The 24209-nt window shown below is 43.6% G+C and carries 27 protein-coding genes; 26 read left to right on the top strand and 1 reads right to left on the bottom strand.

The annotated features are described in order from the left end of the window. Positions 1–260: 260 nt before the first annotated feature. The 26 genes from EST42_RS10870 to EST42_RS01870 all read left to right on the top strand — a co-directional run bounded on the left by EST42_RS10870 (position 261) and on the right by EST42_RS01870 (position 23386). On the top strand, positions 261–437 hold the full coding sequence (locus tag EST42_RS10870; protein ID WP_245150327.1) for a hypothetical protein: 177 nt from the start codon (positions 261–263) through the stop codon (positions 435–437). 95 nt (positions 438–532) lie between these two features. Next, entirely contained in the window at positions 533–862 is a 330-nt protein-coding gene (locus EST42_RS01990; RefSeq protein ID WP_134643988.1) for a hypothetical protein, read from the top strand. Positions 863–889: 27 nt separating this feature from the next. Next, on the top strand, positions 890–1306 hold the full coding sequence (locus EST42_RS01985) for a cupin domain-containing protein (protein WP_134643987.1): 417 nt from the start codon (positions 890–892) through the stop codon (positions 1304–1306). Positions 1307–1439: 133 nt separating this feature from the next. Then, complete coding sequence (gene metG, locus EST42_RS01980; RefSeq protein WP_134643986.1) at positions 1440–3434, top strand: methionine--tRNA ligase; 1995 nt, start codon at positions 1440–1442, stop codon at positions 3432–3434. 125 nt (positions 3435–3559) lie between these two features. Next, a complete protein-coding gene (locus EST42_RS01975) occupies positions 3560–5713 on the top strand; it encodes a cation:proton antiporter (RefSeq protein WP_134643985.1) in 2154 nt (717 codons plus the stop codon). 169 nt (positions 5714–5882) lie between these two features. After that, positions 5883–6689 (top strand): TatD family hydrolase, encoded by an 807-nt coding sequence (locus EST42_RS01970; protein WP_134643984.1) that lies wholly within the window; start codon positions 5883–5885, stop codon positions 6687–6689. Then, the gene (gene rnmV, locus EST42_RS01965; protein ID WP_134643983.1) at positions 6689–7249 is read left to right on the top strand and encodes a ribonuclease M5; all 561 of its coding nucleotides are present in this window, start codon (positions 6689–6691) and stop codon (positions 7247–7249) included. Before EST42_RS01970 ends, rnmV begins: the two co-directional genes overlap by 1 nt. Then, the gene (gene rsmA / locus EST42_RS01960; RefSeq protein ID WP_134643982.1) at positions 7249–8145 is read left to right on the top strand and encodes a 16S rRNA (adenine(1518)-N(6)/adenine(1519)-N(6))-dimethyltransferase RsmA; all 897 of its coding nucleotides are present in this window, start codon (positions 7249–7251) and stop codon (positions 8143–8145) included. The genes rnmV and rsmA overlap by 1 nt, the downstream gene beginning before the upstream one ends. A 59-nt stretch (positions 8146–8204) precedes the next feature. Beyond that, the gene (locus EST42_RS01955; RefSeq protein WP_134643981.1) at positions 8205–9575 is read left to right on the top strand and encodes a hemolysin family protein; all 1371 of its coding nucleotides are present in this window, start codon (positions 8205–8207) and stop codon (positions 9573–9575) included. A gap of 87 nt (positions 9576–9662) precedes the next feature. Then, entirely contained in the window at positions 9663–11027 is a 1365-nt protein-coding gene (locus tag EST42_RS01950) for a hemolysin family protein (protein ID WP_134643980.1), read from the top strand. Between the two features lie 113 nt (positions 11028–11140). Beyond that, positions 11141–12133, top strand: coding sequence for an IS30 family transposase (locus EST42_RS01945; RefSeq protein WP_134643832.1), 993 nt, complete (start codon positions 11141–11143; stop codon positions 12131–12133). A 131-nt stretch (positions 12134–12264) separates the two neighbouring features. Beyond that, positions 12265–13458, top strand: coding sequence for an MFS transporter (locus EST42_RS01940; protein WP_134643979.1), 1194 nt, complete (start codon positions 12265–12267; stop codon positions 13456–13458). 10 nt (positions 13459–13468) lie between these two features. Continuing rightward, a complete protein-coding gene (locus EST42_RS01935) occupies positions 13469–14371 on the top strand; it encodes an ROK family protein (protein WP_134643978.1) in 903 nt (300 codons plus the stop codon). Between the two features lie 4 nt (positions 14372–14375). Beyond that, positions 14376–15839, top strand: a complete 1464-nt coding sequence (locus EST42_RS01930) for a glycoside hydrolase family 1 protein (protein WP_134643977.1) — start codon at positions 14376–14378, stop codon at positions 15837–15839. 263 nt (positions 15840–16102) lie between these two features. Next, complete coding sequence (locus EST42_RS01925; protein ID WP_134643976.1) at positions 16103–16954, top strand: PRD domain-containing protein; 852 nt, start codon at positions 16103–16105, stop codon at positions 16952–16954. 119 nt (positions 16955–17073) lie between these two features. Then, complete coding sequence (locus tag EST42_RS01920; RefSeq protein ID WP_134643990.1) at positions 17074–18909, top strand: beta-glucoside-specific PTS transporter subunit IIABC; 1836 nt, start codon at positions 17074–17076, stop codon at positions 18907–18909. Positions 18910–19433: 524 nt separating this feature from the next. Then, entirely contained in the window at positions 19434–19985 is a 552-nt protein-coding gene (locus EST42_RS01910) for an adhesive domain-containing protein (RefSeq protein ID WP_134643975.1), read from the top strand. Positions 19986–20171: 186 nt separating this feature from the next. Then, complete coding sequence (locus EST42_RS01905; RefSeq protein WP_134643974.1) at positions 20172–20396, top strand: GA module-containing protein; 225 nt, start codon at positions 20172–20174, stop codon at positions 20394–20396. Then, the gene (locus EST42_RS11495; protein WP_134643973.1) at positions 20332–20481 is read left to right on the top strand and encodes a GA module-containing protein; all 150 of its coding nucleotides are present in this window, start codon (positions 20332–20334) and stop codon (positions 20479–20481) included. Before EST42_RS01905 ends, EST42_RS11495 begins: the two co-directional genes overlap by 65 nt. Positions 20482–20542: 61 nt before the next feature. Next, positions 20543–20734, top strand: a complete 192-nt coding sequence (locus EST42_RS01895; protein WP_134643972.1) for a hypothetical protein — start codon at positions 20543–20545, stop codon at positions 20732–20734. A gap of 34 nt (positions 20735–20768) precedes the next feature. Further along, positions 20769–20969 carry a GA module-containing protein gene (locus EST42_RS01890; protein ID WP_167711026.1) on the top strand — a complete coding sequence of 67 codons (201 nt, stop codon included), beginning with the start codon at positions 20769–20771 and terminating at the stop codon, positions 20967–20969. Between the two features lie 248 nt (positions 20970–21217). Beyond that, entirely contained in the window at positions 21218–21886 is a 669-nt protein-coding gene (locus EST42_RS01885) for a hypothetical protein (protein ID WP_134643970.1), read from the top strand. Between the two features lie 237 nt (positions 21887–22123). Beyond that, positions 22124–22396, top strand: a complete 273-nt coding sequence (locus tag EST42_RS01880; protein WP_134643969.1) for a hypothetical protein — start codon at positions 22124–22126, stop codon at positions 22394–22396. A 12-nt stretch (positions 22397–22408) separates the two neighbouring features. After that, positions 22409–22540 (top strand): hypothetical protein, encoded by a 132-nt coding sequence (locus EST42_RS11315; protein ID WP_280633856.1) that lies wholly within the window; start codon positions 22409–22411, stop codon positions 22538–22540. A gap of 7 nt (positions 22541–22547) precedes the next feature. Further along, on the top strand, positions 22548–22766 hold the full coding sequence (locus EST42_RS10865) for a hypothetical protein (RefSeq protein ID WP_245150326.1): 219 nt from the start codon (positions 22548–22550) through the stop codon (positions 22764–22766). Positions 22767–22864: 98 nt separating this feature from the next. Beyond that, positions 22865–23386, top strand: coding sequence for a hypothetical protein (locus EST42_RS01870; protein WP_134643968.1), 522 nt, complete (start codon positions 22865–22867; stop codon positions 23384–23386). 53 nt (positions 23387–23439) lie between these two features. Here the strand turns inward: EST42_RS01870 and EST42_RS01865 are convergent, their stop codons facing one another. Then, the gene (locus EST42_RS01865; RefSeq protein ID WP_134643967.1) at positions 23440–23985 is read right to left on the bottom strand and encodes a TetR family transcriptional regulator; all 546 of its coding nucleotides are present in this window, start codon (positions 23983–23985) and stop codon (positions 23440–23442) included. Between the last annotated feature and the right edge of the window lie 224 nt (positions 23986–24209).

Raw genomic sequence — 24209 nt, 5'->3', positions numbered from 1 at the left:
GATAAATGCAAAAAAAGCGTTGGTGATTAATCACCAACGCCAAAAAGAATAGAACCTTTTTTGTGCATTCAAAAAACGCTAAATCAGCAAAATTGATGATTAATAGGTACAATGAAGCAAACTAAAAAAGGCGGAGGACAGTGAAATGGGATTATTTGGTAGAGATGACTTTAAGTTACCAGTGACGGTTGGCGAAGTACCAGCAGGCCTTGAACAAATTTAAATTGTATCTGGATTGGGGATGTCAGTAGAAGGGGCTTTTGAAGGATTTAGCTAAGGCGTCAGATAAGATCGGTGCCGAAAAAGTTGTTAATGTACGCGTGACGGCCAACCAAACTAATTTTGCAGCTTACGGAGATGCAGTTAAAAAAGTAATTGAGAACTGGGATGGTAGCTACTGTCTCAAGCTTTGTTTGTATGATGGACTAAGTGTGTGATACAAAAAATTTAATAACGGGTTACTAGATGAATTTGTATGCGTTAAAATTCCGGTGTATTGTATAAAATATACAAACAAGGGGGGGACTTATATATGTTTGGGTTTGGTGTAAAACAATTGGATCAACAAATTGATGAGTTATTAGAGACTATGTCGAGAAAGGTAGCGGGTGCTGAGTATCCCGAGGCTGAAAAATTAGTTAGCATGGCCAAAGTGGATCATCGGCAATATCAACAACTACCACAAACAGTTGCTAGTAAATTATCAAACTCGTTATATTTCTTGAAATTATCAGATGCCACGAAAGTACCAAGTGACATTTCAATAGAGTTAACGGCTTTGCGTCGGATGATAAATAAAGGTGGTGCCGGATATGTGGCAAATGGTGGTGGCCAATCCTTGGTTGCCCAATATCACCTATAAATCTTTTTTAAACAGGAGACTTGTCTTATGGAAGAAAAAGAAGCCGCAACGCAGTACGGTGTTAAAACGAATTTTCGGCTAATGCCAAACGGCGAGGCGAGACTTGGCTTGGTGGCCACAGACGGTAGTTCATATACGAGAACCGTTAATCAGACGGGCGCGTGGCAGAATAGCCACTATCATGAAAAGTATCAGGAAATCTATATTGTGCAGGCTGGTAAAGTTGTTCTGGCGACGTATGAGGCTAATGATAAATTGCAACTAACTGTGTATCAGACGGGTGATTATTTTATTGTACCTGCAAGGCAGTCACATAATATCTATCAAGAAGCACACGCTGTTACACATAATGTTAAATTTGGTGACAGTGAACCGACGGATTGGCATGCGGATGAGCAACTTGATCGGCTGATTGCTGGCGTCGACGTACAGACATTAGTTTGATTTGTGGGTTCACGTGAAAAGCCCTCTCAGTTAGGCCATAATTTGATATAATAAAAGGCAGACATTGCAGGAGACACCTGCAGTTTAAAAAATGACGCCCTACCCATTCGTAGTGGCGGGAGGTATAAAGAAAATGGCAGACAAGAACACGTTCTATATTACAACGCCGATTTACTATCCATCTGGTAAGTTGCACATCGGTAACACTTACACAACGGTTTTGGCTGACGCGGCAGCGCGTTACCACCGTTTGTTGAACGAAGATGTTTACTTCTTAACGGGTACTGATGAGCACGGTTTGAAGATTGAACAAAAGGCAGAAAAGTTGAACATGACGCCACAACAATACGTTGACGGCATGGCTGCTGATATTCAAAAGTTGTGGGCTGATTTGGACATCACGAATGATGGCTTTATCCGTACGACTGATGACTTCCACGAAAAGGCAATCCAGAAGATTTTCCAACAATTCTTGGATCAAGATGACATCTACAAGGGTGAGTATGAAGGTTGGTACTCTGTTGATGATGAAGAGTACTTTACAGAGTCACAATTGGCCGAAGTTTACCGTGATGAAAACGGTAAGGTAATCGGGGGTAAGGCACCTTCAGGTCACGAAGTTGAGTTGGTTAAGGAAGAATCATACTTCTTCCGCATGGGTAAGTATGGAGACTGGTTGTTGGATTACTACAAGTCACATCCTGAATTTATCCAACCAGAATCTCGTATGAACGAAATGATTAGCAACTTTATCAAGCCAGGTTTGGAAGATTTGGCAGTTACGCGTACAGCCTTTAAGTGGGGTGTTCCCGTTCTGTCTGATCCTAAGCACGTTGTGTACGTCTGGATTGATGCTTTGTCTAACTACATTACGGCCTTGGGTTACGGATCAGGTGACACGACGTTGTTTGATAAGTTCTGGCCTGCTAACGTCCAACTAGTTGGTAAGGAAATCGTTCGTTTCCACACGATTTACTGGCCAATCATGCTCCACGCTTTGGGTTTGCCACTGCCAAAGCAAGTGTTGGGGCACGGTTGGTTGACGATGCGTGATGGTAAGATGTCAAAGTCTAAGGGTAACGTTGTGTACCCTGATACATTGGCTGACCGTTACGGCATCGATGCAGTACGTTATTACTTATTGCGTGCAATGCCTTACGGAAATGATGGTATCTTTACACCAGAAGACTTCGTATCAAAGTTGAACTATGATTTGGCTAACGATTTGGGTAACCTATTGAACCGTACCGTTGCAATGATTAACAAGTACGAAGATGGCGTTATCCCAGCTTTGAACTCAGGTGCAACTGAGTTCGATGCTGACTTGGTTCAAACGGCTAACGATGTTATCAAGGCTTACAATGAAAATATGCAAGCAATGCGCACCGCTGATGCGTTGGCTGAAGTTTGGAAGTTGATTTCACGTGCTAACAAGTACATTGACGAGACAACGCCATGGACTTTGGCCAAGGATGAAGCACAAGCTGACAAGTTAGCATCAGTAATGGCGCACTTGGCCGCTGCATTGCGTGTTGCCGCTATCTTGTTGCAACCAGCTTTGACTCGTGCACCAAAGCAAATCTTCCACCAACTTGGTTTGGCAGAATCAAACTTGCAAATTGCTGATTTGAAGTTTGAAGATTTGCCAGCTGGTGGTAAGGTTGTCGCCAAGGGTGAGCCAATCTTCCCACGTGTTGATGTAGAAGCTGAAGTTGCTTACATCCGCGATGAGATGACTGGTGGGGCTACTAAGCCTGCTGAAGAGACAGAAGCGTCATATATCGAGGTCCCAACAAAGGACTTGATTGAATTTGACGATTTCGACAAGGTTGAGATGCGTGTGGCAGAAATTTTGGAAGTTACCGAAGTTGAGAAGTCAAACAAGTTGTTGCGCTTCAAGTTGAACGACGGTACTAAGGAAGGCCGCACCATTTTGTCAGGTATCAAGAAGTGGTACCCAGAGTACGCTGGATTGGTTGGTAAGAAGGTTGCCTTCGTTGCTAACTTGAAGCCACGTAAGATGATGGGTGAAATGTCAGAAGGTATGTTGTTGTCTGCCGAAAAGGATGGCAATGTTATTTTGACAATCTTGCCAGATGAAATTGAAGCTGGTTCTGAACTAGGTTAATACATGAAATTAAGGAAGCGATGGCCGATACATCGCTTCCTTTTTGTTAAAATAAGGGTATCAATCAGTAATGATAGGCTTTAGAAGCCTGATCTGATGTAATATTCTGAAAACAGGAAAGAATTATGACAATATTTTATACGCTGGTGCCGATGCTACTCACCATTATTATTGCGAACCTCTTGTCGCAAGCAATGCCACGAGTACCCAAGGCATTTTGGCAAATCTTAGGTGGCATTATTCTGGCAATGATTCCAGTGTTACGACATTCAGTCGTAGAGCTTGACCCGGAATGGTTTATGATGCTGATAATTGCACCATTACTATTTTATGAAGGTCAACGAACTGACGTGCGATTGGTATCTAAAAACTTCCGTGCCATTATTAGTTTGGCCGGTATTATTGCCGTGATGACGGTTGTGGTGTTGATGTTATTTGGTCACTGGGCCATTGGTTGGGCGTTACCGATGGCGTTGGCGTTGGCCGCAATTGTCACACCAACGGATGCCACTGCATTAGAGTCAGTTACAGAAGGGCTGGCAGTTCCTAAGGGGATTGGTCGGGCCTTAAATTTGGAATCATTGTTCAATGACGCCACTGGTTTGGTAGTTTTGGAGCTGGCCCTTCTTTGGATGAATACGGGGACGTTTTTATTCGTCCATGGGTTTGAAGAATTCTTAGTTGTTGCAGGCGGTGGGGCCATTGTTGGGGCACTTGCCGGGGTGGTGTTGTTATATATCCGCCAGCACCTTTTGAGAGCCCAATTTGATGATACGGTAGCGCACGTTATGATTTACCTATTGTCGCCAATTCTCGTATATGGGCTGGCAGAACACACTGGCGTCTCAGGCATTATCGCGGTGGTTGTGATGGGGATTATCTCGAACGAAGAAAAACACCACACGCAATTTATGTCATCACAATTGAATAACTTGAATAATCAATTAACAACGATTGTTTCACAGTTATTGAATGGACTCGTGTTTGTGTTGTTAGGCTTATCATTGGTACGAGTATTTAGGACGTATCTTCATGAACCAATCGTGACATGGTTAGGGTACATTGGGATTGGTTTGGCAATTTATGCCGTGATGACGGCATTTAGGCACATTATGATTGAACGCATCGACCGCGATTCGCCGATGGCATCAATGGTTGATCAGGCACATAAAAATCGTGATGCGTGGATTTTTGCATTAGGTGGTGTTCACGGAACCGTGACGATGGCCATGGCCTTTTCATTGCCGTTGACATTAACGAATGGTCAGGCATTCCCGCACCGTGATATGTTGCTCTTGATTGCGGCCACTGTGATTATTGTCAGCTTGGTCGCACCGTTGTTCATCTTGCCACGGCTCTTGCCAAAGGTTCAAGCTGATTATGATATGACCGAGTACTCACAAGCACATATTGCGATGATTAACGCAGGTATGGCGTATGTTGAGACGCTGAATGTTTCTAACTCTGTTAAACGGAACGTGATTGGTCAACTACAAGACCAGCTGGGATATGGGGCTGACCAATTGGACCGGGCGCTCTGGCAACGGGCGCAAACCGATATTCAGCGGGTGACAGACGATGCGGTAGATGCCGCGATTGATGCTGACTTAGTTTCGCAAGCAACGATGGTTTACTATCGCCGTGTGAAAGCGAATGCTGATGCACGCTGGGCTCGCGGCACAAATAATGTCCGGATATGGTTCCGCATCTTGGAAGGGATGGTGCTACGACTGGTAAATACCCGCCAAATTAAACCTGAAGAACGCATGCATAAAATTGCAGATAAGATGCAACGACGAGTTTATCGGTTACAGCGTAAGGCGGCAAGACGTACGCTGACAGAACATGAACAGCGCGATTTGGAACAAACCTTGCGGATGCAGAAAAAATTTGCTGCCGTCAAGCAGATGAATTACCGTAGTCCAGAAGACGCCGTCGCTAAGTATCAATCGAGTCGTGAATTGGTATTTACGGAAATTGCGGAAATTAGTGAACCGGCGGTGACGGAATTTATTGCGCAGGCTGAATCAAGCGACGAAGATCCACGTTATGTGGTGGCACTGCGCGATGTAGCCGCGCAAGAACGTGATCGTTTCCACGACCAACAAGTATCCACTGCTGAAGAGCAAGCGGTACTATTGGGGGCGCTAGGGGCAGAATTGACGTACGTACAGGATGGTCGGCAAAATGACCGTTTCAGTGCAGCATTAATTAATGAACTATATAACGAAGTCACGTCTGCACAAGCATTAGTTTTAGCGACTGACTCAGAAGAGTAGGATAAAAACCTCATCGTTAACCGATTTCGTTCTTGGTTAGCGGTGGGGTTTTTAACATGCCTTTCGCCGGACGTTTTTTTAGACAAATCATGAAGGGGCATGATTTATATGGGCATAGTTGCTGTGATAGAATAGTAAGTATCACAAACGTTTAGAATTAGGAGATAACATGGCAATTTACGATCCAACAAAGCGTCCAGCAGACAGCTTTGATACGCACACGCACTTGAATGATGAAGCTTTCTGGCATGATGTGGCGGCTTACTGGGCACGTGCACGTGAATATCGTGTCGTTGAAATGAATGTGGTTGGTTACGATACAATCGGTAATCAACGTGCCATTGAAATCGCTCATGAATTTGAAGGGGTAAATGCCATCGTTGGTTGGCAACCGGGCGAAAGTGGCGACTTTAAGCCTGAAGATATTGCCACTTTGCGCGAACAATTAGCTGACCCAGCGGTTGTTGGTGTTGGTGAAATGGGCTTGGACTATTACTGGGAAGAAAACCCAACCCCAGACGTGCAAAAAGCTGTCTTTAAGCAACAATTAGACTTAGCACGTGAGTTCCACAAGCCAGTGACAATCCACACACGTGAAGCAACGGCGGATACGTATGATGTTTTGAAGGATGCGAACGTCGCAGAATTTGGTGGTGTGATGCACTCCTTTACGGGTACGGCAGATGAAGCCAAGCAATTCTTGGATTTGGGGATGTATATTTCATTTTCAGGAATTGCCACATTTAAAAATGCTAAGGATGTTCATGAAACATTGCAGTCAGTGCCGTTGGATCGTCTGCTAGTTGAGACGGATGCACCTTATTTGGCACCAACGCCAATGCGTGGTAAGCAAAACGAACCAATGTTTGTTCGTTACACGATTGCGAATATTGCTGAGCAACTGGGTATGTCATACAATGACTTAGCTAAAATTACGACAGAAAATGCCCACCGCTTGTGGCACTTGGATAAGTAATGAAGATTAAAGAAGTGATTGTGGTTGAAGGCAAGGCTGATACGGAAGTACTGCGCCATGCGGTGGTGGCAGATACGATTGAAACGAATGGATCTGCTTTGTCTGAAGCGACGTTACAAGCGATTCAGCGGGCTGCACAAACACGAGGCATCATTGTCTTTACGGACCCTGATTTCAATGGTGAGCGCTTGCGTAAGCTGATTACAGCAGTCGTGCCAGATGCCAAACATGCTTTTTTAACAAAAGATGAGGCTGGACGACAGATCAAGCATCATAGTTTAGGCATTGAATATGCAACGGCGGCTGATATTCAGCAGGCGCTAAGCAAGGTGTACACGGCAAGTGATGTGGATATGTCATCCGACATTACCCGAGCGGATTTAATTAGGTTGGGATTAATGGCCGGAGTTGACGCAGCCCAACGCCGTGAATACGTGTCAGAACGACTGGGCTTGGGATATGTCAATGGCAAACAACTGTTGAAGCGCTTAAATATGTTTGGCGTGACGAATGAAGAATTAAACACCGTCTTGCAAGAGATGGACGAGGAGAAGAATTAATGGCTGATGTACCTGATATTGCGACGCCTGTGCGCACGCAAGCGATTATGAACCAATTTGGTATCAACACGAAGAAGTCTTTGGGACAAAATTTTTTAACTGATATCAATATTTTGAAAAATATTGTGGCAGCTGGTGATGTACAAAAGACCGACAACGTTGTTGAAATCGGACCTGGTATCGGGGCGTTGACGGAGCAGTTGGCCCGGGCCGCTAAGCAGGTTGTGGCCTTTGAAATTGATGACCGTTTGATTCCCGTTTTGGACCACACCATGGCACCATATGATAACGTCACGATTGTGCACAATGATATTCTGGAGGTTGATTTGGAAAAGGAATTTGCCAAGCACTTCGAGGATGTGACTGCACCGTTGAAGTTGGTCGCCAACTTGCCATATTACATTACGACACCGATTTTGATGCAAGTTTTGCAATCAGGTATTCATTTCGATAATATCGTCGTGATGATGCAAAAGGAAGTTGCTGATCGCTTGTCAGCTGAACCGGGTACAAAGGATTACGGCTCATTAACGTTGGCTGTTCAATATCGCATGAATGCGAAGTTGGCCTTTACGGTTTCACGAACAGCGTTTGTGCCAAATCCAAACGTTGATTCAGCAATTATCTCATTGACGCCACGTGAGCCGTTGGCCATTCAACCACGTGATGAAAAGCGTTTATTCGAGTTGTTTAAGATTGGCTTTGTCATGCGTCGTAAGACTTTGTGGAATAATTTAACAACGGCATTTGGGAAGGGTGAAGCCATGCAGGCAAAGTTAACGGCAGCGTTGGCAGCCATTGATCTTGACCCACGAACCCGAGCTGAAAAGCTTTCTTTGGAGCGATTTATCGAACTACATAATGCATTATTTGATGCGGGTGTTTACAACGCCTGATTTTTGTTATAATATTTCTTATTACAAAATATTTTTATTAAAGAAGAGGTAAAAAAATTATGGATTCCGGTCCGTCTATTATGACCAATATTGTTGTGATTATTATCATTTTGTTGCTGGCAGTCTTGTTTACATTGACTGAGTACGCACTGGTTAAGGTGCGTCCTTCAGCCTTGCGCGCGCTACAAGAGGCACGCAAGCGACCATCAAAAAATTTAACACATGCGATTAACATGACACACCACATGACAGAGTATCTATCAACTGCCCAAGTTGGTATTACGCTGACGTCATTGATTTTGGGTTGGTTGGGTGAGGCTTTTATTGCCAGCTTGATTATCTCATCAGGTGTGTTGCCACCAGCTATTGCACACAGTGTGGCATCTATCGCGGCAATTTTGATCTTTACCTTTATCCACGCGGTCTTTACCGATTTGGTGCCAAAGAATATTGCGATTGACCAACCGGTTAAGGTGCTATTGTTCATTGTCCGTCCCGTGATGTTTTTCCACATTGTTTTGTATCCCTTGATTTGGTTGTTTGACCGAACAGCTGCTGGGGTTACGAAGTTGCTTGGATTTAATGCACATCCCGATGAAGATATTTATTCCGAAAATGAAATTTTGTCTTTGTCTAAGGACGCCGCGGATGCTGGTGAAATTGACGAAGAAGATTTGACGTTTATGAAGCGTGCCTTTGAAATGAACGACAAGGTGGCGGTTGATATTATGATTGACCGTACACAATTGACAGTCGTTAATGTCACGGATACAATCGGTGATGCGTTGAACTTGTACCTTGAGGAAAAATTCTCACGTATGCCGGTGGTGGCAGATAATGATAAGGATAAGATCCTTGGTTATGTCTTTTCATATGACTTGGTTCGTCAAGGCCGTTTGAGTATGAACGCCTCTGTTCGTACGGTGTTGCGTAACTTGCCAGTCGTTTCTGAAAACCAACCGATTACGGAAGTATTGCAAGAAATGATTGAACACCGTGCCCCAATCGTCGTTGTTAAGGACGAATATGGTGGAACATCAGGTATCGTTACGGACAAGGACGTTTATGAAGAATTGTTCGGTACAGTGCGTGATGAAATCGATGATGTCTCAGATGATTTGATTCAAAAGCTTGGTTCTGACGAAGATGGTAACATGCACTACAAGGTGTCTGGAAAGATGACGTTGTACGACTTTGAGCGATTCTTTAAGACAGAAATCAAGTCTTTCGAAGATTCAGAAATGGTGACGTTGACGGGATATGTCCTAGATGATCATCCTGACTTCCAAGTTGGTGAAGCCATTAAGATTAATAACTTTGAAATTACAGCTTTGGACTTCAAGGATGCGTACATTGAAGAGTTTGAGGTTGTGGCTTTGCCTGAAGCTGAAGTTGATGATGCTTCAAATGAAGACCAACAAAATAATTAAGCATGTAAGCAAAACCCTGATACCTATCAGGGTTTTTGTTATAATTGGGACATTGAATATGTATAAAAAGAAAGTAGGAAGATAAAATTGAGTGAAGGACAATTATGGGGTTCAGTTGTCGTCATTATCATTGTGCTGCTATTTGCAACGCTATTTGTGGCGGCTGAATTTGCCTTGGTTAAGGTCCGCAAAAGTGCGCTAATTGAGTTGCAAGAGAGTCGCGAAAAACCCTCGCGCAAAATTGCAACAACGATTCACATGGTTGAAAACTTGAATGAGTATCTCTCGACGACCCAGGTGGGAATTACGTTGTCTGGTTTGATTCTTGGTTGGATGGGTGAAGAGACGATTGCACACTTGTTGTTGGATGCGGGTCTTTTGCAAAAAATGACAGGACCAAGTTCGGGTGTGATTGCTTCGATTATTGCGTTGGTTTTGTTGACGTATGTTGAGGTGGTCTTTACCGAATTGGTACCAAAAAACGTTTCGATTGATTTTCCGGTTAAGGTATCATTATTTGTGGCAACGCCATTGCGTTTGTTCCACATCATTTTCTACCCATTCGTGTGGTTGCTGAACGTCTCCGCGACAGGTGTCACACGCTTGTTCGGCATGAAGACAGCTAGTGAAGGTGATGAAGTTTACTCAGAAGCTGAAATTTTGAGTTTGTCACGTACCGCAGCGCGCAGTGGGCAACTGGATGAAGAAGATTACGTCTTTATGCAACGTGCCTTTGAAATGAATGACAAGGTGGCGGCTGATATTATGATTGACCGGACCCAGTTGGATGTTGTTGATATCACAGACACGGTGCATGATACTTTACAACGCTATTTTGAGACGAAGCATTCACGCTTCCCAGTGGTTGCTGATAATGACAAGGACAAGATTCTAGGTTACGTATTTAACTACGATTTGATGCGTCAGTCGCAAGTGAATGACCAAATTTCAGTCCGGAAGATTATTCGTCGGATGCCAACGATTTCTGAAAATATGCCAATTCAAGATGTTTTGCAAGAAATGATTGCGCGTCGGACGCCAATTGTGATTGTGAAGGATGAATACGGTGGTACGTCAGGTATTGTGACGGACAAGGATATTTATGAAGAGCTGTTTGGTTCAGTGCGTGATGAAATGGACGCTGTTGCGGATGATTTAGTTGAAAAGATGGGATCAGACGAGAAGGGTAACATGCACTATAAGGTATCCGGTAAGATGACGTTGTATGATTTCGAACGATACTTCCACACGGATATTCGCCCATTTGATGACTCAGAAATGGTGACGCTAACAGGGTTTTTCTTGGAAAAAAAGCCAAATCCAACTGTGGGTGAAGCAATTCGCGTTGTGGACTTTGAAATTAAGCCACTCGACTTCAAGGATGCATACATTAACGAATTTGAAGTTTCGCGTCAATCAAATGACGTGGCAACGGATGCGGAAACTGAATAATAGATACTTGAATTTACAATTCAAGTGCAACACTAAGCTAAATAAAAACTGACTCATAATGAACCAGCGTAAAATGTAGTTTGTCTAGAACATACAGAACGCGAGGAAACATTATGAGTCATTATCATCAGCTTACCGCATTTGATCGCGGACGTATAGAAGTTTTACTCAGAGAAGGGTTGTCAATGCGTAGCATTGCAAAAGAAATTGGTAGAAGCGCTTCGACAATCTCTCGTGAGATTGCCCGCTGTGTTGGCTCAACTTATGAAGCTGAGGATGCCGATCAAAAGCACATGCTTGCTCGAACGAAGTCGCATAAACGCCGAAAGTTAGATAACACTGAACTGCGAGAACTAGTTATATATGGAATCAATCAAAAACATTGGTCGCCTGAACAGATAGCTGGTCGACTAAAGATTTCAAGAGGTCATACGATTATTAGCGCAAATACAATCTACCGAGCGATTTATAGAGATAACTTGGGCCAGCCGGTGAAAAGTCACAAAGCTCGGGGCATTGCTCGTGCGCTTCGGCATAGAGGAAAAACTCGACATACTAAAGGTCATGTCGAACGTCGAGGTAAGATTAGAATTCCAAATACGATTGACGAGCGACCTGCAGAAGCAGGTTGTCGCTCTCGAATTGGAGATTGGGAACTGGACACTGTTATTGGCCGTAAAGGCGGTCAAGTATTGGTCACAATGGTTGATAGGAAGACCAGAATATTACTTTCAAAACGAGCGGCATCAAAGAAGACCGTCGATGTTATGAGAATCATAGGTTCAATGCTAGATTCCCTTCCAACCAGTCAGATACAGACTTTAACTCCAGACCGCGGAAATGAATTCAGTGCGCAAGATGAGATAACAAAGAAATTCGATGTCCAGTTTTACTTTCCTGATCCCCACGCTCCATGGCAACGCGGGACCAACGAAAATACAAATGGGCTAATCCGTGAGTACGTCCCTAAAGGGACTGCAATCGAAGATTATTCAGACGAATACATTGAACAAATGGTTGAGCAAATTAATAGCCGACCTCGAAAGCTTTTCGGCTGGAGATCGGCTAAAGAATATTATTTATCTCAAGTGTTCCGGTTGAATTGACAATTCACCTTCAAAAACCAGCAAATGTCAAAAAATAACTCAGCACTAAGCAAGAAACACCCTTTTCAGAAAGCGCTTACATAATACAATAGACCTCGTAGAAAGATTGTTACGATACGGGGGGTTACATCATGGATAAGCATGGTTGGCTGTTTAAGATATCGTTGTTATCAATTGCAACGTTGACGAATGCAGCCGCAGCGGTACAGGTAACAGTACCAATGATTATGAAAGATTTACCAAACCAATCGCAAGCGTCGATTGAATTATTGATGTCAGTGACTAGTTTTGGTATTCTGCTATTTATTTTATTGTCTAATTTTTTAACACGGTTGATTGGTAACAAAAAGACAGTGGTATTAGGGTTGGCAATCGCTGTGATTGCAGGGGTTATTCCCATGTTCACGGAAAACTATGCGGTCTTATTGGCGTCACGTTTTATGTTTGGTGCTGGTGTAGGATTGTTTAATTCATTAGCGATTTCATTGATTTCGATTTACTACGAAGGCAAAGAACGTGATCGCTTGATTGGTTTTGAGAATGCCGCCGCAGCCGTTGCAACAACCATCTTTACTTGGTTGGTCGGTTATCTGATGTCATTTGGTTGGCACATGACGTTTGGCGTGTATGCATTAGGCGTGATTCCGCTGATTATGTTTGGCTTGTTTGTTTCAGACAAAACGCCAACGGTTACAGGTGCCTCAACGTCAACGGTTAGTACGCAAAAGCCCAAGCTGAACGCGACGATGATTGGTTATGGCATCTTTATGTTTATTTTGTTCGTGACGTACTTTGGGATGACTGTTAAAATTGCGCCCCTATTCGAACAAGCCGGTTATGGGACAGCTGCTGAAGCAAGTTTGATTTCAGGGATTAGCGCCGCTACGGCGTTTGTCGCTGGGGTGATTTTTGGAACAATTAAGCAAATTTTGGGTCGCTATATGATTGGTTTGGGTACTTTAGCAGGGGCCGTGATGGTGCTGGTCTTAAGTATGAGTCAAAACCTGATTTTGTCGGGGGTGGCGATTGCAGTTTATGGCTTGGCCTTTGGTATGGCAGTGCCAGCCATTTACTCAGCCGTAGCAGCCAAGTCGGATGAAGCATCACAAAATTTGGGTTCGACGATTTTGCTAGTTGCCGTTAATATGGGGGTTTTCTTGAGCCCATATGTGTTCCAACTAATCGCTTCGGCGTTCGGAGACGCTTCAGCGCTGTTTAGTATGCGCGTTGATGGTTTGATGGTGCTGGCATTAGCTGTCATTACTTTGGTGACTGCTTCTTTGCAGAAGCCAGAACGCGCACCAAAACCAGTGCAAGCAAAGTAGGGGGATTATCATGACGAAAAATTATTTAGCAATCGATGTTGGGGGAACCTGGTTGAAGGTGGGCTTGATTGACCGCGCCGGAAATATTATTGAAAAGTATAACGAACGCACTGTAACGACTGGATTGCCTGAATTTCTAGTTCAGTTGCATCGAGTAATTGATCGGTACGCTGGCCAAATTCGAGGGGTGGCCTTCAGTGTGCCTGGTAAGGTCGCCCATCCAACAGACACAATCAAAGGTGGTGGATCGTTGACCTTTATGGACGGGGTTAATCTACGGGATGAACTCCAACTTGATTTACCAGTAGCAGTCGAAAATGATGGTAAAGCAGCTGCACTAGCTGAATTATGGTTGGGTGAGTTAAACGATGTGGCAGATGGTATGGCAATCGTCCTCGGCACCGGTGTCGGTGGCGGATTAGTTCTGAATGGTGAGCTAGTATACGGCACGCACTATCAAGCCGGTGAGCTAAGCTTTATCTTCGGCCAAATTGAAACGGGGATGGCGACTTCAATTGGATTGCACGGGTCTGCCGTTGAGATGATTAAGCGCATCGGAACTCAGTTGCAATTACCAGAAATTGATGATGGATTGACCGTCTTTGAACACATTAATGCGGGTGAGCCAGCAGCGAATGAAATTTTTGATGCGTATGCTAATCAAATTGTCCTATTAATTCAAAACATTCAAGCGATAACCGATATTCAACGCATTGTGATTGGTGGTGGCATTTCCGCACAACCAATCGTCGTTGAACGCATCCGCGAAAAGTATCTCGCGTTCTTTAACGGCAATGAACTGGTGAAGGCGACATTGACGCCGGCGGAAATCGTCGCCGGTAAATTTGCCAACGATGCGAACTTGTTCGGCGCCGTCTATCACTTACTCATGCAATTCAACCAGGAGGTATAAGAATATGTACAAGTCAACAGTGCCAGCAGGATTCCCCGATAACTTTCTTTGGGGTGGTGCAACTGCCGCCAATCAATACGAGGGATCCTGGCAGGCTGACGGCAAGGGAATTAGCACCGCAGAAGTGGTGATGAAGGCTGAAAAGCGAACGGAAATGAACTTGAGTAATATTACCCTTGCAGACATTGAAGTGGCTATCGCTGATGCAACGGATGAAAATTATCCGAAGCGACGTGGGGTCGATTTCTATCATCGCTTTGAAGAAGATTTGGCCTTGATGCACGAACTTGGAATTAAGGCATTTCGTTTGTCATTAGCCTGGACACGTATTTTCCCGAATGGGGATGAGATCATGCCAAATGAAGCGGGCTTGGCATTTTATGATAAGGTTTTTGATAAGATGGCCGAATATGGTATCGAGCCCGTGGTGACCTTGTCCCACTACGAAAGCCCAATTCACCTAACCGTTACGCGAAACGGCTGGTTGGATCGAGCCACGATTGCTGACTTTAACCGCTTTACTGAAACGGTCTTTAAGCGTTATAAGGGAAAGGTGACCTATTGGTTAACATTTAATGAAATCAATACAGGTACGTTTGGTTTTCACGAAACTGGTGTGGTTGATGCCGGTTTGTCTTTTGATGATCAACTACAATTGCGTTATCAAGCATTGCATCACCAATTTCTTGCCAGTGCAATTGCAACGAAGCAATTGCATGAGATTGATCCAGACGCAAAAATTGGATCAATGTTGGCACGCATGCAAACGTATGCAGCCACGCCAAATCCAGCTGATGTGCAAGCCGCCCAATTGGCAGATGAATTGAACCTCTTCTTTACCGACGTGCAGGTACGTGGTGAATATCCAGAATATATGAACCGCTATTTTGCAACGCATGGCATCAAGATTGACATGGCTGCTGAAGATGAGGCGATTCTATTGGCCAACCCAGTTGATTTCTTGAGCTTTAGTTACTACATGACAACGGTGACGCGTGCCACTGATGGCGAGGCCGAAACACTCGGTAATATGGCAACTGGTGGTCGTAACCCTTATTTGGCTGCCTCTGATTGGGGATGGCAAATCGACCCAGTTGGATTGCGGATTACGCTGAATGAGCTTTGGGACCGGTATCGTGTGCCGTTGTTTATTGTTGAAAACGGTCTTGGTGCCGTTGATGAAATTACAGCTGATGGCCAAATTCATGATCAATATCGCATTGACTATTTGCGTCAACATATTGAACAAATGCGGGAGGCGCTTATCGACGGTGTCGACCTGATGGGTTACACCATGTGGGGCATTATTGACCTCGTTTCATTCTCAACCTCAGAAATGTCAAAGCGTTATGGGGTGGTCTACGTCGATCAAGACGACGCCGGGAACGGGACGTTGAAGCGACAAAAGAAGGATTCTTTTGATTGGTACCAACGCGTTATCGCAACGAATGGGACCGCATTGGATTAGTGAAATTAGCAAGGTGTTCAAGCGATTGGACGCCTTGTTTTTTATGTTTAATGCAGCCGTATCGCTTTTTGACCTTAGACAAGTTATTTTTTGCGTTCATTTATAAACCTTATTGTAAACGCTTACATAAAGATGCTAACATGTAGTCAGTGATACGGATTGTAACCAAAATTGAACTGGGCAAGACCGAATGATAAGTATTGAAATCACGTGACATGCAGGCACGGGCTTATTGTTTGGTCTTTTCTATTGGGAGGATATTAATGCTGATCAAGAAAATTTTCAATAACAATATCTTGCTGGCTGAAGACAAGCAGCAAGATATTGTGGTTATAGGCCGTGGCATTGGATTTCAAAAGAAGCGAGGTGATGCTGTTGAAGAAGCATTAATTGACACGCGGTACTTGCCGCAGGATGAACATTGGGGCCGGACGTTTAACGATTTAGCCAGTGAAATCTCACCACTGGTTATTGAGATGGCGTCGGATATTTTGCGTCATGCAGAAGACCAATTACACACAACGTTCAACACATATCTATTGGTATCGTTGGCTGATCATATCAGTTATGCCATCGAAAAAGCCAAACAGCAAATTGTGGTGCATAACAACTTACTATGGCAAACCCGTCACTATTATCGGTTGGAATATCAAATTGGGGAGTGGGCCGTCGCGGCGATTCTTGAACAAACCGGCGTGGCGCTACCTGGTGATGAGGCGGGGTTCATTGCATTGAAGTTTGTCGATAAGCAGAATGGCTATTTGGCAAATGAACGCGCGAGTCAAATCACAACGTTAATCAGCGATACGTTGACTATTATCCGTTATGCGGTTGAACAGACGATTGATGAAAATGATATCAATTATCAGCGTTTGCTTGTTCATTTACGGTTTTTCTTAGATCGTTTGTATGACGAAGAAAATCGTATGGGTAATGCAAATATTGATGCGGTCATGTTACAGCATGTCCAACGATCATATCCAAAAGCGTATGACTTGGCCCACAAAGTGATTGTCTACATCGAAGATAAGACCCATAAACAAATTGCTGAAAATGAACGTATTTATTTAACGGTACATTTGAATAGTGTACTGCAATCGACCTTAGCCCAATAGCTAGGGCTAACTAAATCTCACATTGGGATTGTTACTATTTAATTAGGCAAAACCCGCAAGAAAGCACGCTATGTGACGTGTTTTCTTGCGGGTTTTGTTTTTCAAAAAGGGGAAACATGATGGATTACGAGGGGTTAGCAAAAGAAATTTTGACGGACGTTGGTGGTAAGGAAAACATCAACACGGCGTGGCACTGTGCCACCCGCTTACGATTTAAGTTGAAGGATGAAGCGCAAGCACAAACCGAAAAGATTGAGAATCTTGATGGGGTTATGACGGTTGTGCAATCAGCTGGTCAATATCAAGTTGTGATTGGTAACTCGGTGGCAAATGTTTTTGAGCCATTATCAAAGCTGGCTGGTTTGGGAAATGGGGGCGAGTCACCAACCACAACTGATAAATCAGCTGAAAAGGATTCGCTGATTAATCGCTTCATTAGCTTTATTTCAAGTGTATTCACCCCATTCTTGGGGGCGATGGCGGGAACTGGTGTGCTGAAAGGATTGCTAACCTTGCTTAGCGTAATAGGTGTGCTGAACGAAACCAGCGGTGCGTATCAAATTTGGTATGCAGCTGCAGATGGCTTCTTCTACTTCTTGCCGGTCTTTCTGGCCATAACGGCGGCACGACAGTTAAAGGTGAACGAGTTTGTGGCGATTGGCTTGGCCGTTGCGTTGTTGTACCCCAATTTGGTTGCAGCAATGGGTGGCAAGACGCAACTCGACTTCTTTGGCATCCCAGTGGTCAGCGCCACTTATAGCTCAAGCGTAATTCCAATTTTGTTAGCAATTTGGTTGCTGTCATATATTCAACCGGTCTTTGATAGGTTCTTCCACGAATCGGTCCGCAATATCTTTACGCCGATGTTCTCACTCGTGCTGTTAATGCCAATTACCGTATTGGTCATTGGACCATTGGGGACCGGTGTTGGAACGGTCTTGTCAGGTGCTGTTGAAGCGATTTACAATGTTGCGCCATTAATTGCGGGTGCCATTATGGGTGCGCTTTGGGAAGTGTTTGTTATTTTTGGTGTGCATTGGACGTTTGTGCCCGTGATTACGAATACGATTGCGGTATCAGGCCATGATCCGTTGCAACCTATTTTGACAGTTGCTGTCATTGCTCAAGCAGGTGCGCTGCTAGGTGTCTTCCTGAAGACAAAGAACACGAAGTTGAAGTCATTGTCAGGGTCAGCTACGTTGTCAGCGTTGCTTGGTATCACAGAGCCTGGTATCTACGGGGTGACGTTGAAACTTAAGAAGCCATTTATCTTTGCGGTTATTGGTGGCGCGATTGGCGGGGCCATTGCAGCCGTTGGTGGCGCACAAGCAACGGCTATGACGCTGGTTAGTTTGCTTGGTGTGCCAACGTTTATTGGACCTGGTTTCATGTCCGCAGTTATCGGATTAGGGGTTGGATTTGTTATTCCGACGGTACTCACATATTTCTTTGGTGTGCCAGCTGAAGAACAAATAGCCACGGATATAAATGAAACAGTTAGTGTTGGAGAGCAACTCAATGCACCAATTCAGGGACCTCTCCTGCCTTTGTCAGCAGTTAAAGATCCCGTCTTTGCTAGTGGAGCGATGGGCAAGGGACTCGCAATTGTACCAATCAATGATGACTTGGTTGCACCAGCCGATGCCACCGTGGCGGTGGTCTATCCAAGTAAGCACGCCATTGGCTTGGTGACCGATGCAGGTGCAGAAATCTTATTGCATATTGGGATTGACACCGTGGAATTGGACGGCCAATACTTTGAACAATTTGTTGAACAGGGACAGAACGTTAAAACAGGCGATAAGTTGGTAACCTTTGATCGTGATGCGATTGCGGCCGCAGGTTACGATACGACGGTCATGATGATCGTTACTAACGCGCCGAATTACACAATTTCAGAAACACCAGAAACTGAGGCTCGTAATGATTGGGTAATGAATTTGAAGACTATTTAATCTAATGCCGCATGAATTTGAATTCGTGCGGCATTTTTTGAAATGTGCACACAATATCGGACATCGCCGATTGTTAATAGGTGAACAAATTGTTTGTTTATACGCAAATGCTTACAAAACGTACGAAAGTGATGTTTCACCAGCACTTACTAACAGAAAGTGTAAATATGAGATAAAAAACATAATTACATTAATAATTGATTATAAATATTTTTTAAATGTCAATATTTTATTTTTTATATAAAAATAAAAATAACTAAAAATATCATAATAGATTTTTTTGTATTTATCTTTTATCTTTAGTGAAGATAAATTTTATTAATTTTGCATAACTAGAGTGTTTTATAAAACGTTTTATTGGAGTGGCGCTTGGTTATCTTAGTGGTTTCGAATCCTTTACTGTGTCAAGCAATCTCGTTGTAGGTTAATTGAAGAGTATAGGACTGTGGGGGGCACTATGAAAAAAGTGGAAAGAAGCTGGTATCATCTGTTGAAAGAAAGCGGATGTACAAGGCAAAGAAGATGTGGTAATAGCAGGCGCTGTTGGTTTGGCATTTGGTGGTGTCATGTTGTCTGATTATGCTGGTGTTACGGTGGATCTAGCGGGTGTTCATGTCGTACATCAAACAGCTGACGCAGCAGTTGTGCAGGGGCAAATTTTTATGGATGTCGACACAACGTCGAATGTTACAGGCTCTATTCAAACTAATGAAGTCGGTGAAGTTACTTTTTCGATCGAAAGAAATGGTGCAATTGACGTTAATTTGGTTCCTGGCTCACGTGAAGTTGTGATACAAGTACCAGCTGGGACCGTTATTCAGGCAAACGGACAGATTACAGTTGACACAAAAGTGACTGGTGGGTTAGGCACCGCCCTTAGTCAAACGCTTAGTGGAACATTTAATGATTTAATGAACACATTGCAGAACATTAAGTTGATTGGTCTCCCTGTGGGCGACTTATTATCACCACTAACCAATATATTGACAACAACAATTGATTCTTTGGTGACAGGGACTGGCGATACAGTTAACAAACTAGTTGATGTTGCTGTTCTAGGTAGCACAACGGTGTAAATTCCAACAACAATTACGCCTGATGGTACAACTTCACCTATTCAAGTTAAGGGAACCACGGCTAAGTCAAGTGCAATTAATTTGGAACTATTTGCTAATTTGTAGAGTGCAACCGATGTTAAAGTTGACATAACGGATGACTTAACTGGTGAGAAAGAGAAGACAACCGCAACAATCGAAAGCTTGATGTACTCGACCGCCGAAGAAAAGGCGGATTACGAGGGACAAATTACCGATACCACAACAGCAGACGCGATTGATGCGATGAAGTATTTGACGGGCGAAGAGAAATCCGACTATAAGCAACAAGTAGCCGACGCCACAACCACAGATGTGATTGATGTAGTTGTATCTGTTGCCACAGCAAAAAAACTTGGCGAACGCAAAGGATTGGGCGACAACAGAAATTAGCGGTTTGACAAACTTGGGTGATGCGGGTAAGCAAACTTATCTCGATAAAGTGACAAATGTCGCAACGGTTGCAGAAGTTGAATAAATTGTTGCAAATGCAAAGGCCGTGATTGAAAATCCGGATGATGGCGGCACGACCCCAGGCGATGGCATCAACTCCAGATAGTGATAGTGACTCAGCACCAGTTGCTACAAATGTTATTGCTCCGACTGGCGGCACTCTTGCCTACATAGCTGATACATCGCTACAAGGCGCTAAAAATGCAGCTAATGGAAATGTTGATAAGGTGACGGACTTGTCAGATGCTGAAAAGCAGGGGGTACAAGGATTGCATTAATTCAGTAACGACGCCTGATGAAGTCAAAGCTATTTTGAGCGATGCACAAAATCAAAATGATAGTCAATTTAAGGCTGATAAATTAGCCGATAAGAAGAAATCAGCAATTACTGAAATTAATAAAATGAAGCATTTGTCTGATGAACAAAAACAAAACTTTAGTGACCGTGTTGATGACGCTCGTACTGTTAGCGGTGTTGGACGTATCTTGAGTCAAGCACGTGAAAAATGTTGAAAAAGAAGTAGCTGATACCCCTGAAAGTTGAAGTGCCTTTAATATTTGGCCATATATTATTGCGTTGTTGCTAGGTAGCACCGCAATTCTAGCTTGGGTAAATCGTGGTAACTGAAACGATTAAGTTATAATCAGCTATGAAGTTAAGAGAACCAGTATAATTGCTGGTTCTTTTTTATCGGATTTCTGACATATAGGCAATAAATCAGTTTACACTATTAAGTATGATTTAAAGAGGAGTTGGTGAATTGAGTAAAGGGTTTATTGCCGGTGTTGCGACGGCATTAGTAGTTGTTGCGGTTGGTGGCGCAGGGGCATACGCAGTTGTACAACATCAATCACAACAGAAAGAGTTACGAACAGAGCAAGCCAAAACACGTTCGATGTCAGCGAAGTTGGCTTCGACACAAGTTAAGCAATCATCAGCTAAAACGCAAACATCGCAAACGGTCGCATCATCTGCATGTACGGCATCGTCAGCTAGTTCATCACAACGGCAGTCACCAAATGATATTTTTGATAACTTGCCTCAGAAGATACAATTAGCACTGATAATTACGGCAGCGTGGAATGATGGTAATCCTTATATGAATACGCATTATGGTGTGTACATGGGAACGGCAAACAAGATTGTTATCTATGATTATGGTGAGGGCGCAGGCGGTTGGCCAGATCACGTCGCCCGTTTTGTGGATAACCATGATGGATCGTTTACGGTAGCTTGGCCTCATACGACGACTGATAATGCATCGGCAAACTCGGATAACACCACATGGCAAGATCATTCAACAATCACGAAAGCGGATATGTTGGCGCGCTTCTATACTACGGATGCTGAAAAGGCAACCGTAACAGCAGTTGAAGAGGACTTAGATTTGTCGACAATCAACAAGGCGTTTCATTTATTGCCTGCTTAAGTAAGTGAATAAAGCGTAAAGGAGACGATGTTCATCATCGGCTCCTTTTTTAAGGTTTGATATCATAAAGGAGTAAAATGATTATTATTAACCAATCAGTCAAATAAGCGATATAACAATATTGAACGAACGGTCAAAAAAAGGAGGCGGCATGGCAAGACAACGAAACTTTGACAAAGTAGCGATTGCGAAACAATTGATGCCGGTTTTCATCACCCGTAGGTATGAAGGTGCTCGGTGTCGGAACTTGTCGCGGCATCCGGCTTATTACGGGGTAGCTTATATGCGGCATCCGGTAGTAAGTTAGGGGTTTTTGTGGCCGGTCTACAACAGTTACCGACGCTTGATGCATTAACTGAGCAAGAATTGGATTTTTTGATTGTTGCGTTACTAGAAGTTGCACCGAATAATCCGGTGGTGAAGAACTGTTTACAAGATTATTTAGTGGACATTGATACAGAACAATTAGCGGTTAGAATCGGTTTGCAGATATTAGCAAAGGCAAAATGATAGGGGGATATCATGGCAATTAATTCAGTAACGTTTGGGGAACAAACATTAACAATTACAATCAACGGACCGGACAAGATGTGGAGCTTCAAAAGTAACTTGGTAATCCCGTATACACATATTGTGGGAGCAACACATAGATAATGAAGCTTTGGCAGAGCCAAAGGGTATGAAATGTCTTGGTTTGCGTGTGCCGGGTAAGTATGCGGGTACTTTCATTTTAGAGGGTGAAAAAACGTTCTATAATGCCGAAATCGGTGGAAGCGACGTCATCGTTGTGCAACTTCATGATGAGGAATACGTTCGTTTAGTATTGAGCGTAGATGATGGCGTTGATATTGTTAATGCCATCAATAAGCACGTCATGTAAAGACTCTCGTGTGGCCGGTCCAAGACATATCATTTAACATTTGAACGAATTAAGCGTAGGCTGGAGGTATCCAACGACTGCGAAAGGAGTTCAATGTTATGGACGCAATGGAGAAGGCACAACGGATCGAAAATTGGTTGCAGCAAAATGGCTCAGTACAGGTGATGGTTGCAGAGTTCATGGCTAAATATCCGCCGGTGACGGTACAAGAATTTTTGGCCACGAATGATTGCAACAATAAGCCTGAAACTGGTCTTGAGGGAATTTTGACGCAAGAGGGGCTTTGGTACGATTTGCGTGGATCACACAGCATGATGCTGAATGCATTGGCAGCGCGTGATTTAAACACAACAATTGAAGATTATATTAAGTCGGTACCAAAGGTTTGCTACACAGCAATGACGGCATATGCCATGAAAATTACAGGCGCAATGAGTGTGCACAATGGTGTGCAACAGTACGCGAACGACATGACGCCAGCGCAACGTAAAGCGTTGGATGAATTTGCGACGGCAGGTTTAATTACGGTTAAGCCTGAATCGGTGCGGATTCCACCAAGATTGAAGGTGCAATTCGTGAAGTTGATACAGCGACAAAGACAAGTACTCGCGGCTAACTAGAGAAAGAGGCCTAATGAAAACGCACAACTTTATGATGGAGTTGTGCGTTTTTGTTAGTTATGGTGATATAAGGCGTGCCAGTCATCTGACATGGTGCCGGTTTGCAATAACGATGCGATTTGATCAATTGGTTCCTGACAATCACGTTGCAGCCACAAAAGAATCACACTCATAAAGTGGGCCACAATCATTTCCTTGGCATAAATTTTAGGTAGACCGTGTGGCTTGACCTGAACGTTCTCTAATAGAATGAGCTTGAGTTTGTACTGGAACTGCAAATCAGCGCCGCTGAAAAGTAATCCACGAAGCAGTTGATGTTCACCGTATAAATACGTCAGCAAACGATGCGTACCAGTTGGCGTTAAGATTTCGGACTGACTACCTGGGTTGTCATGAACGATCTGTTGAATTACTGATAAAAGATCGGCGGCTAAAATTTCGACTAAGGCATATTTGTCCTCGTAGTGTAGATAGAAGGTGCCACGGTTGATGTCAGCAGCTTTCACGATGGCAGCGACGGTTATTTTATCGAATGTATTTTGTTGCATGAGTTGGGTAAACGCGATTTTGATTTTCGCTGGGGCACTTTCAGTTTTCATAAATCAACACTCCGTTCATTTTCGTTCATTGGTTTTTAGTCTAAATGTTTTAAGATAAAAATGAAAGTAGAAGGGGTATAGGAGGCAAATATGAACGACGAAGACATGAAGAAACAAACGATGAATCATAATTCGCATGACAATCACGGCCACATGCAGCATACTAACCACGATATGCACGATATGCACGATATGCACGATATGCACGATATGCACGATATGCA

The organism is Weissella cibaria, assembly GCF_004521965.1.
Lineage (GTDB): Bacteria > Bacillota > Bacilli > Lactobacillales > Lactobacillaceae > Weissella > Weissella cibaria_A.
This window is presented reverse-complemented; position numbering and strand designations above follow the sequence as displayed.

What these genes read in the sequence shown, in the direction of transcription:
- EST42_RS01990 (WP_134643988.1), top strand. Translation starts at nt 533, where the DNA reads ATGTTTGGGTTTGGTGTAAAACAATTGGATCAACAAATTGATGAGTTA.
- EST42_RS01985 (WP_134643987.1), top strand. Translation starts at nt 890, where the DNA reads ATGGAAGAAAAAGAAGCCGCAACGCAGTACGGTGTTAAAACGAATTTT.
- metG (WP_134643986.1), top strand. Translation starts at nt 1,440, where the DNA reads ATGGCAGACAAGAACACGTTCTATATTACAACGCCGATTTACTATCCA.
- EST42_RS01975 (WP_134643985.1), top strand. Translation starts at nt 3,560, where the DNA reads ATGACAATATTTTATACGCTGGTGCCGATGCTACTCACCATTATTATT.
- EST42_RS01970 (WP_134643984.1), top strand. Translation starts at nt 5,883, where the DNA reads ATGGCAATTTACGATCCAACAAAGCGTCCAGCAGACAGCTTTGATACG.
- rnmV (WP_134643983.1), top strand. Translation starts at nt 6,689, where the DNA reads ATGAAGATTAAAGAAGTGATTGTGGTTGAAGGCAAGGCTGATACGGAA.
- rsmA (WP_134643982.1), top strand. Translation starts at nt 7,249, where the DNA reads ATGGCTGATGTACCTGATATTGCGACGCCTGTGCGCACGCAAGCGATT.
- EST42_RS01955 (WP_134643981.1), top strand. Translation starts at nt 8,205, where the DNA reads ATGGATTCCGGTCCGTCTATTATGACCAATATTGTTGTGATTATTATC.
- EST42_RS01945 (WP_134643832.1), top strand. Translation starts at nt 11,141, where the DNA reads ATGAGTCATTATCATCAGCTTACCGCATTTGATCGCGGACGTATAGAA.
- EST42_RS01940 (WP_134643979.1), top strand. Translation starts at nt 12,265, where the DNA reads ATGGATAAGCATGGTTGGCTGTTTAAGATATCGTTGTTATCAATTGCA.
- EST42_RS01935 (WP_134643978.1), top strand. Translation starts at nt 13,469, where the DNA reads ATGACGAAAAATTATTTAGCAATCGATGTTGGGGGAACCTGGTTGAAG.
- EST42_RS01930 (WP_134643977.1), top strand. Translation starts at nt 14,376, where the DNA reads ATGTACAAGTCAACAGTGCCAGCAGGATTCCCCGATAACTTTCTTTGG.
- EST42_RS01925 (WP_134643976.1), top strand. Translation starts at nt 16,103, where the DNA reads ATGCTGATCAAGAAAATTTTCAATAACAATATCTTGCTGGCTGAAGAC.
- EST42_RS01920 (WP_134643990.1), top strand. Translation starts at nt 17,074, where the DNA reads ATGGATTACGAGGGGTTAGCAAAAGAAATTTTGACGGACGTTGGTGGT.
- EST42_RS01905 (WP_134643974.1), top strand. Translation starts at nt 20,172, where the DNA reads ATGTACTCGACCGCCGAAGAAAAGGCGGATTACGAGGGACAAATTACC.
- EST42_RS01895 (WP_134643972.1), top strand. Translation starts at nt 20,543, where the DNA reads ATGGCATCAACTCCAGATAGTGATAGTGACTCAGCACCAGTTGCTACA.
- EST42_RS11315 (WP_280633856.1), top strand. Translation starts at nt 22,409, where the DNA reads ATGGCAATTAATTCAGTAACGTTTGGGGAACAAACATTAACAATTACA.
- EST42_RS01870 (WP_134643968.1), top strand. Translation starts at nt 22,865, where the DNA reads ATGGACGCAATGGAGAAGGCACAACGGATCGAAAATTGGTTGCAGCAA.
- EST42_RS01865 (WP_134643967.1), bottom strand. Translation starts at nt 23,985, where the DNA reads ATGAAAACTGAAAGTGCCCCAGCGAAAATCAAAATCGCGTTTACCCAA.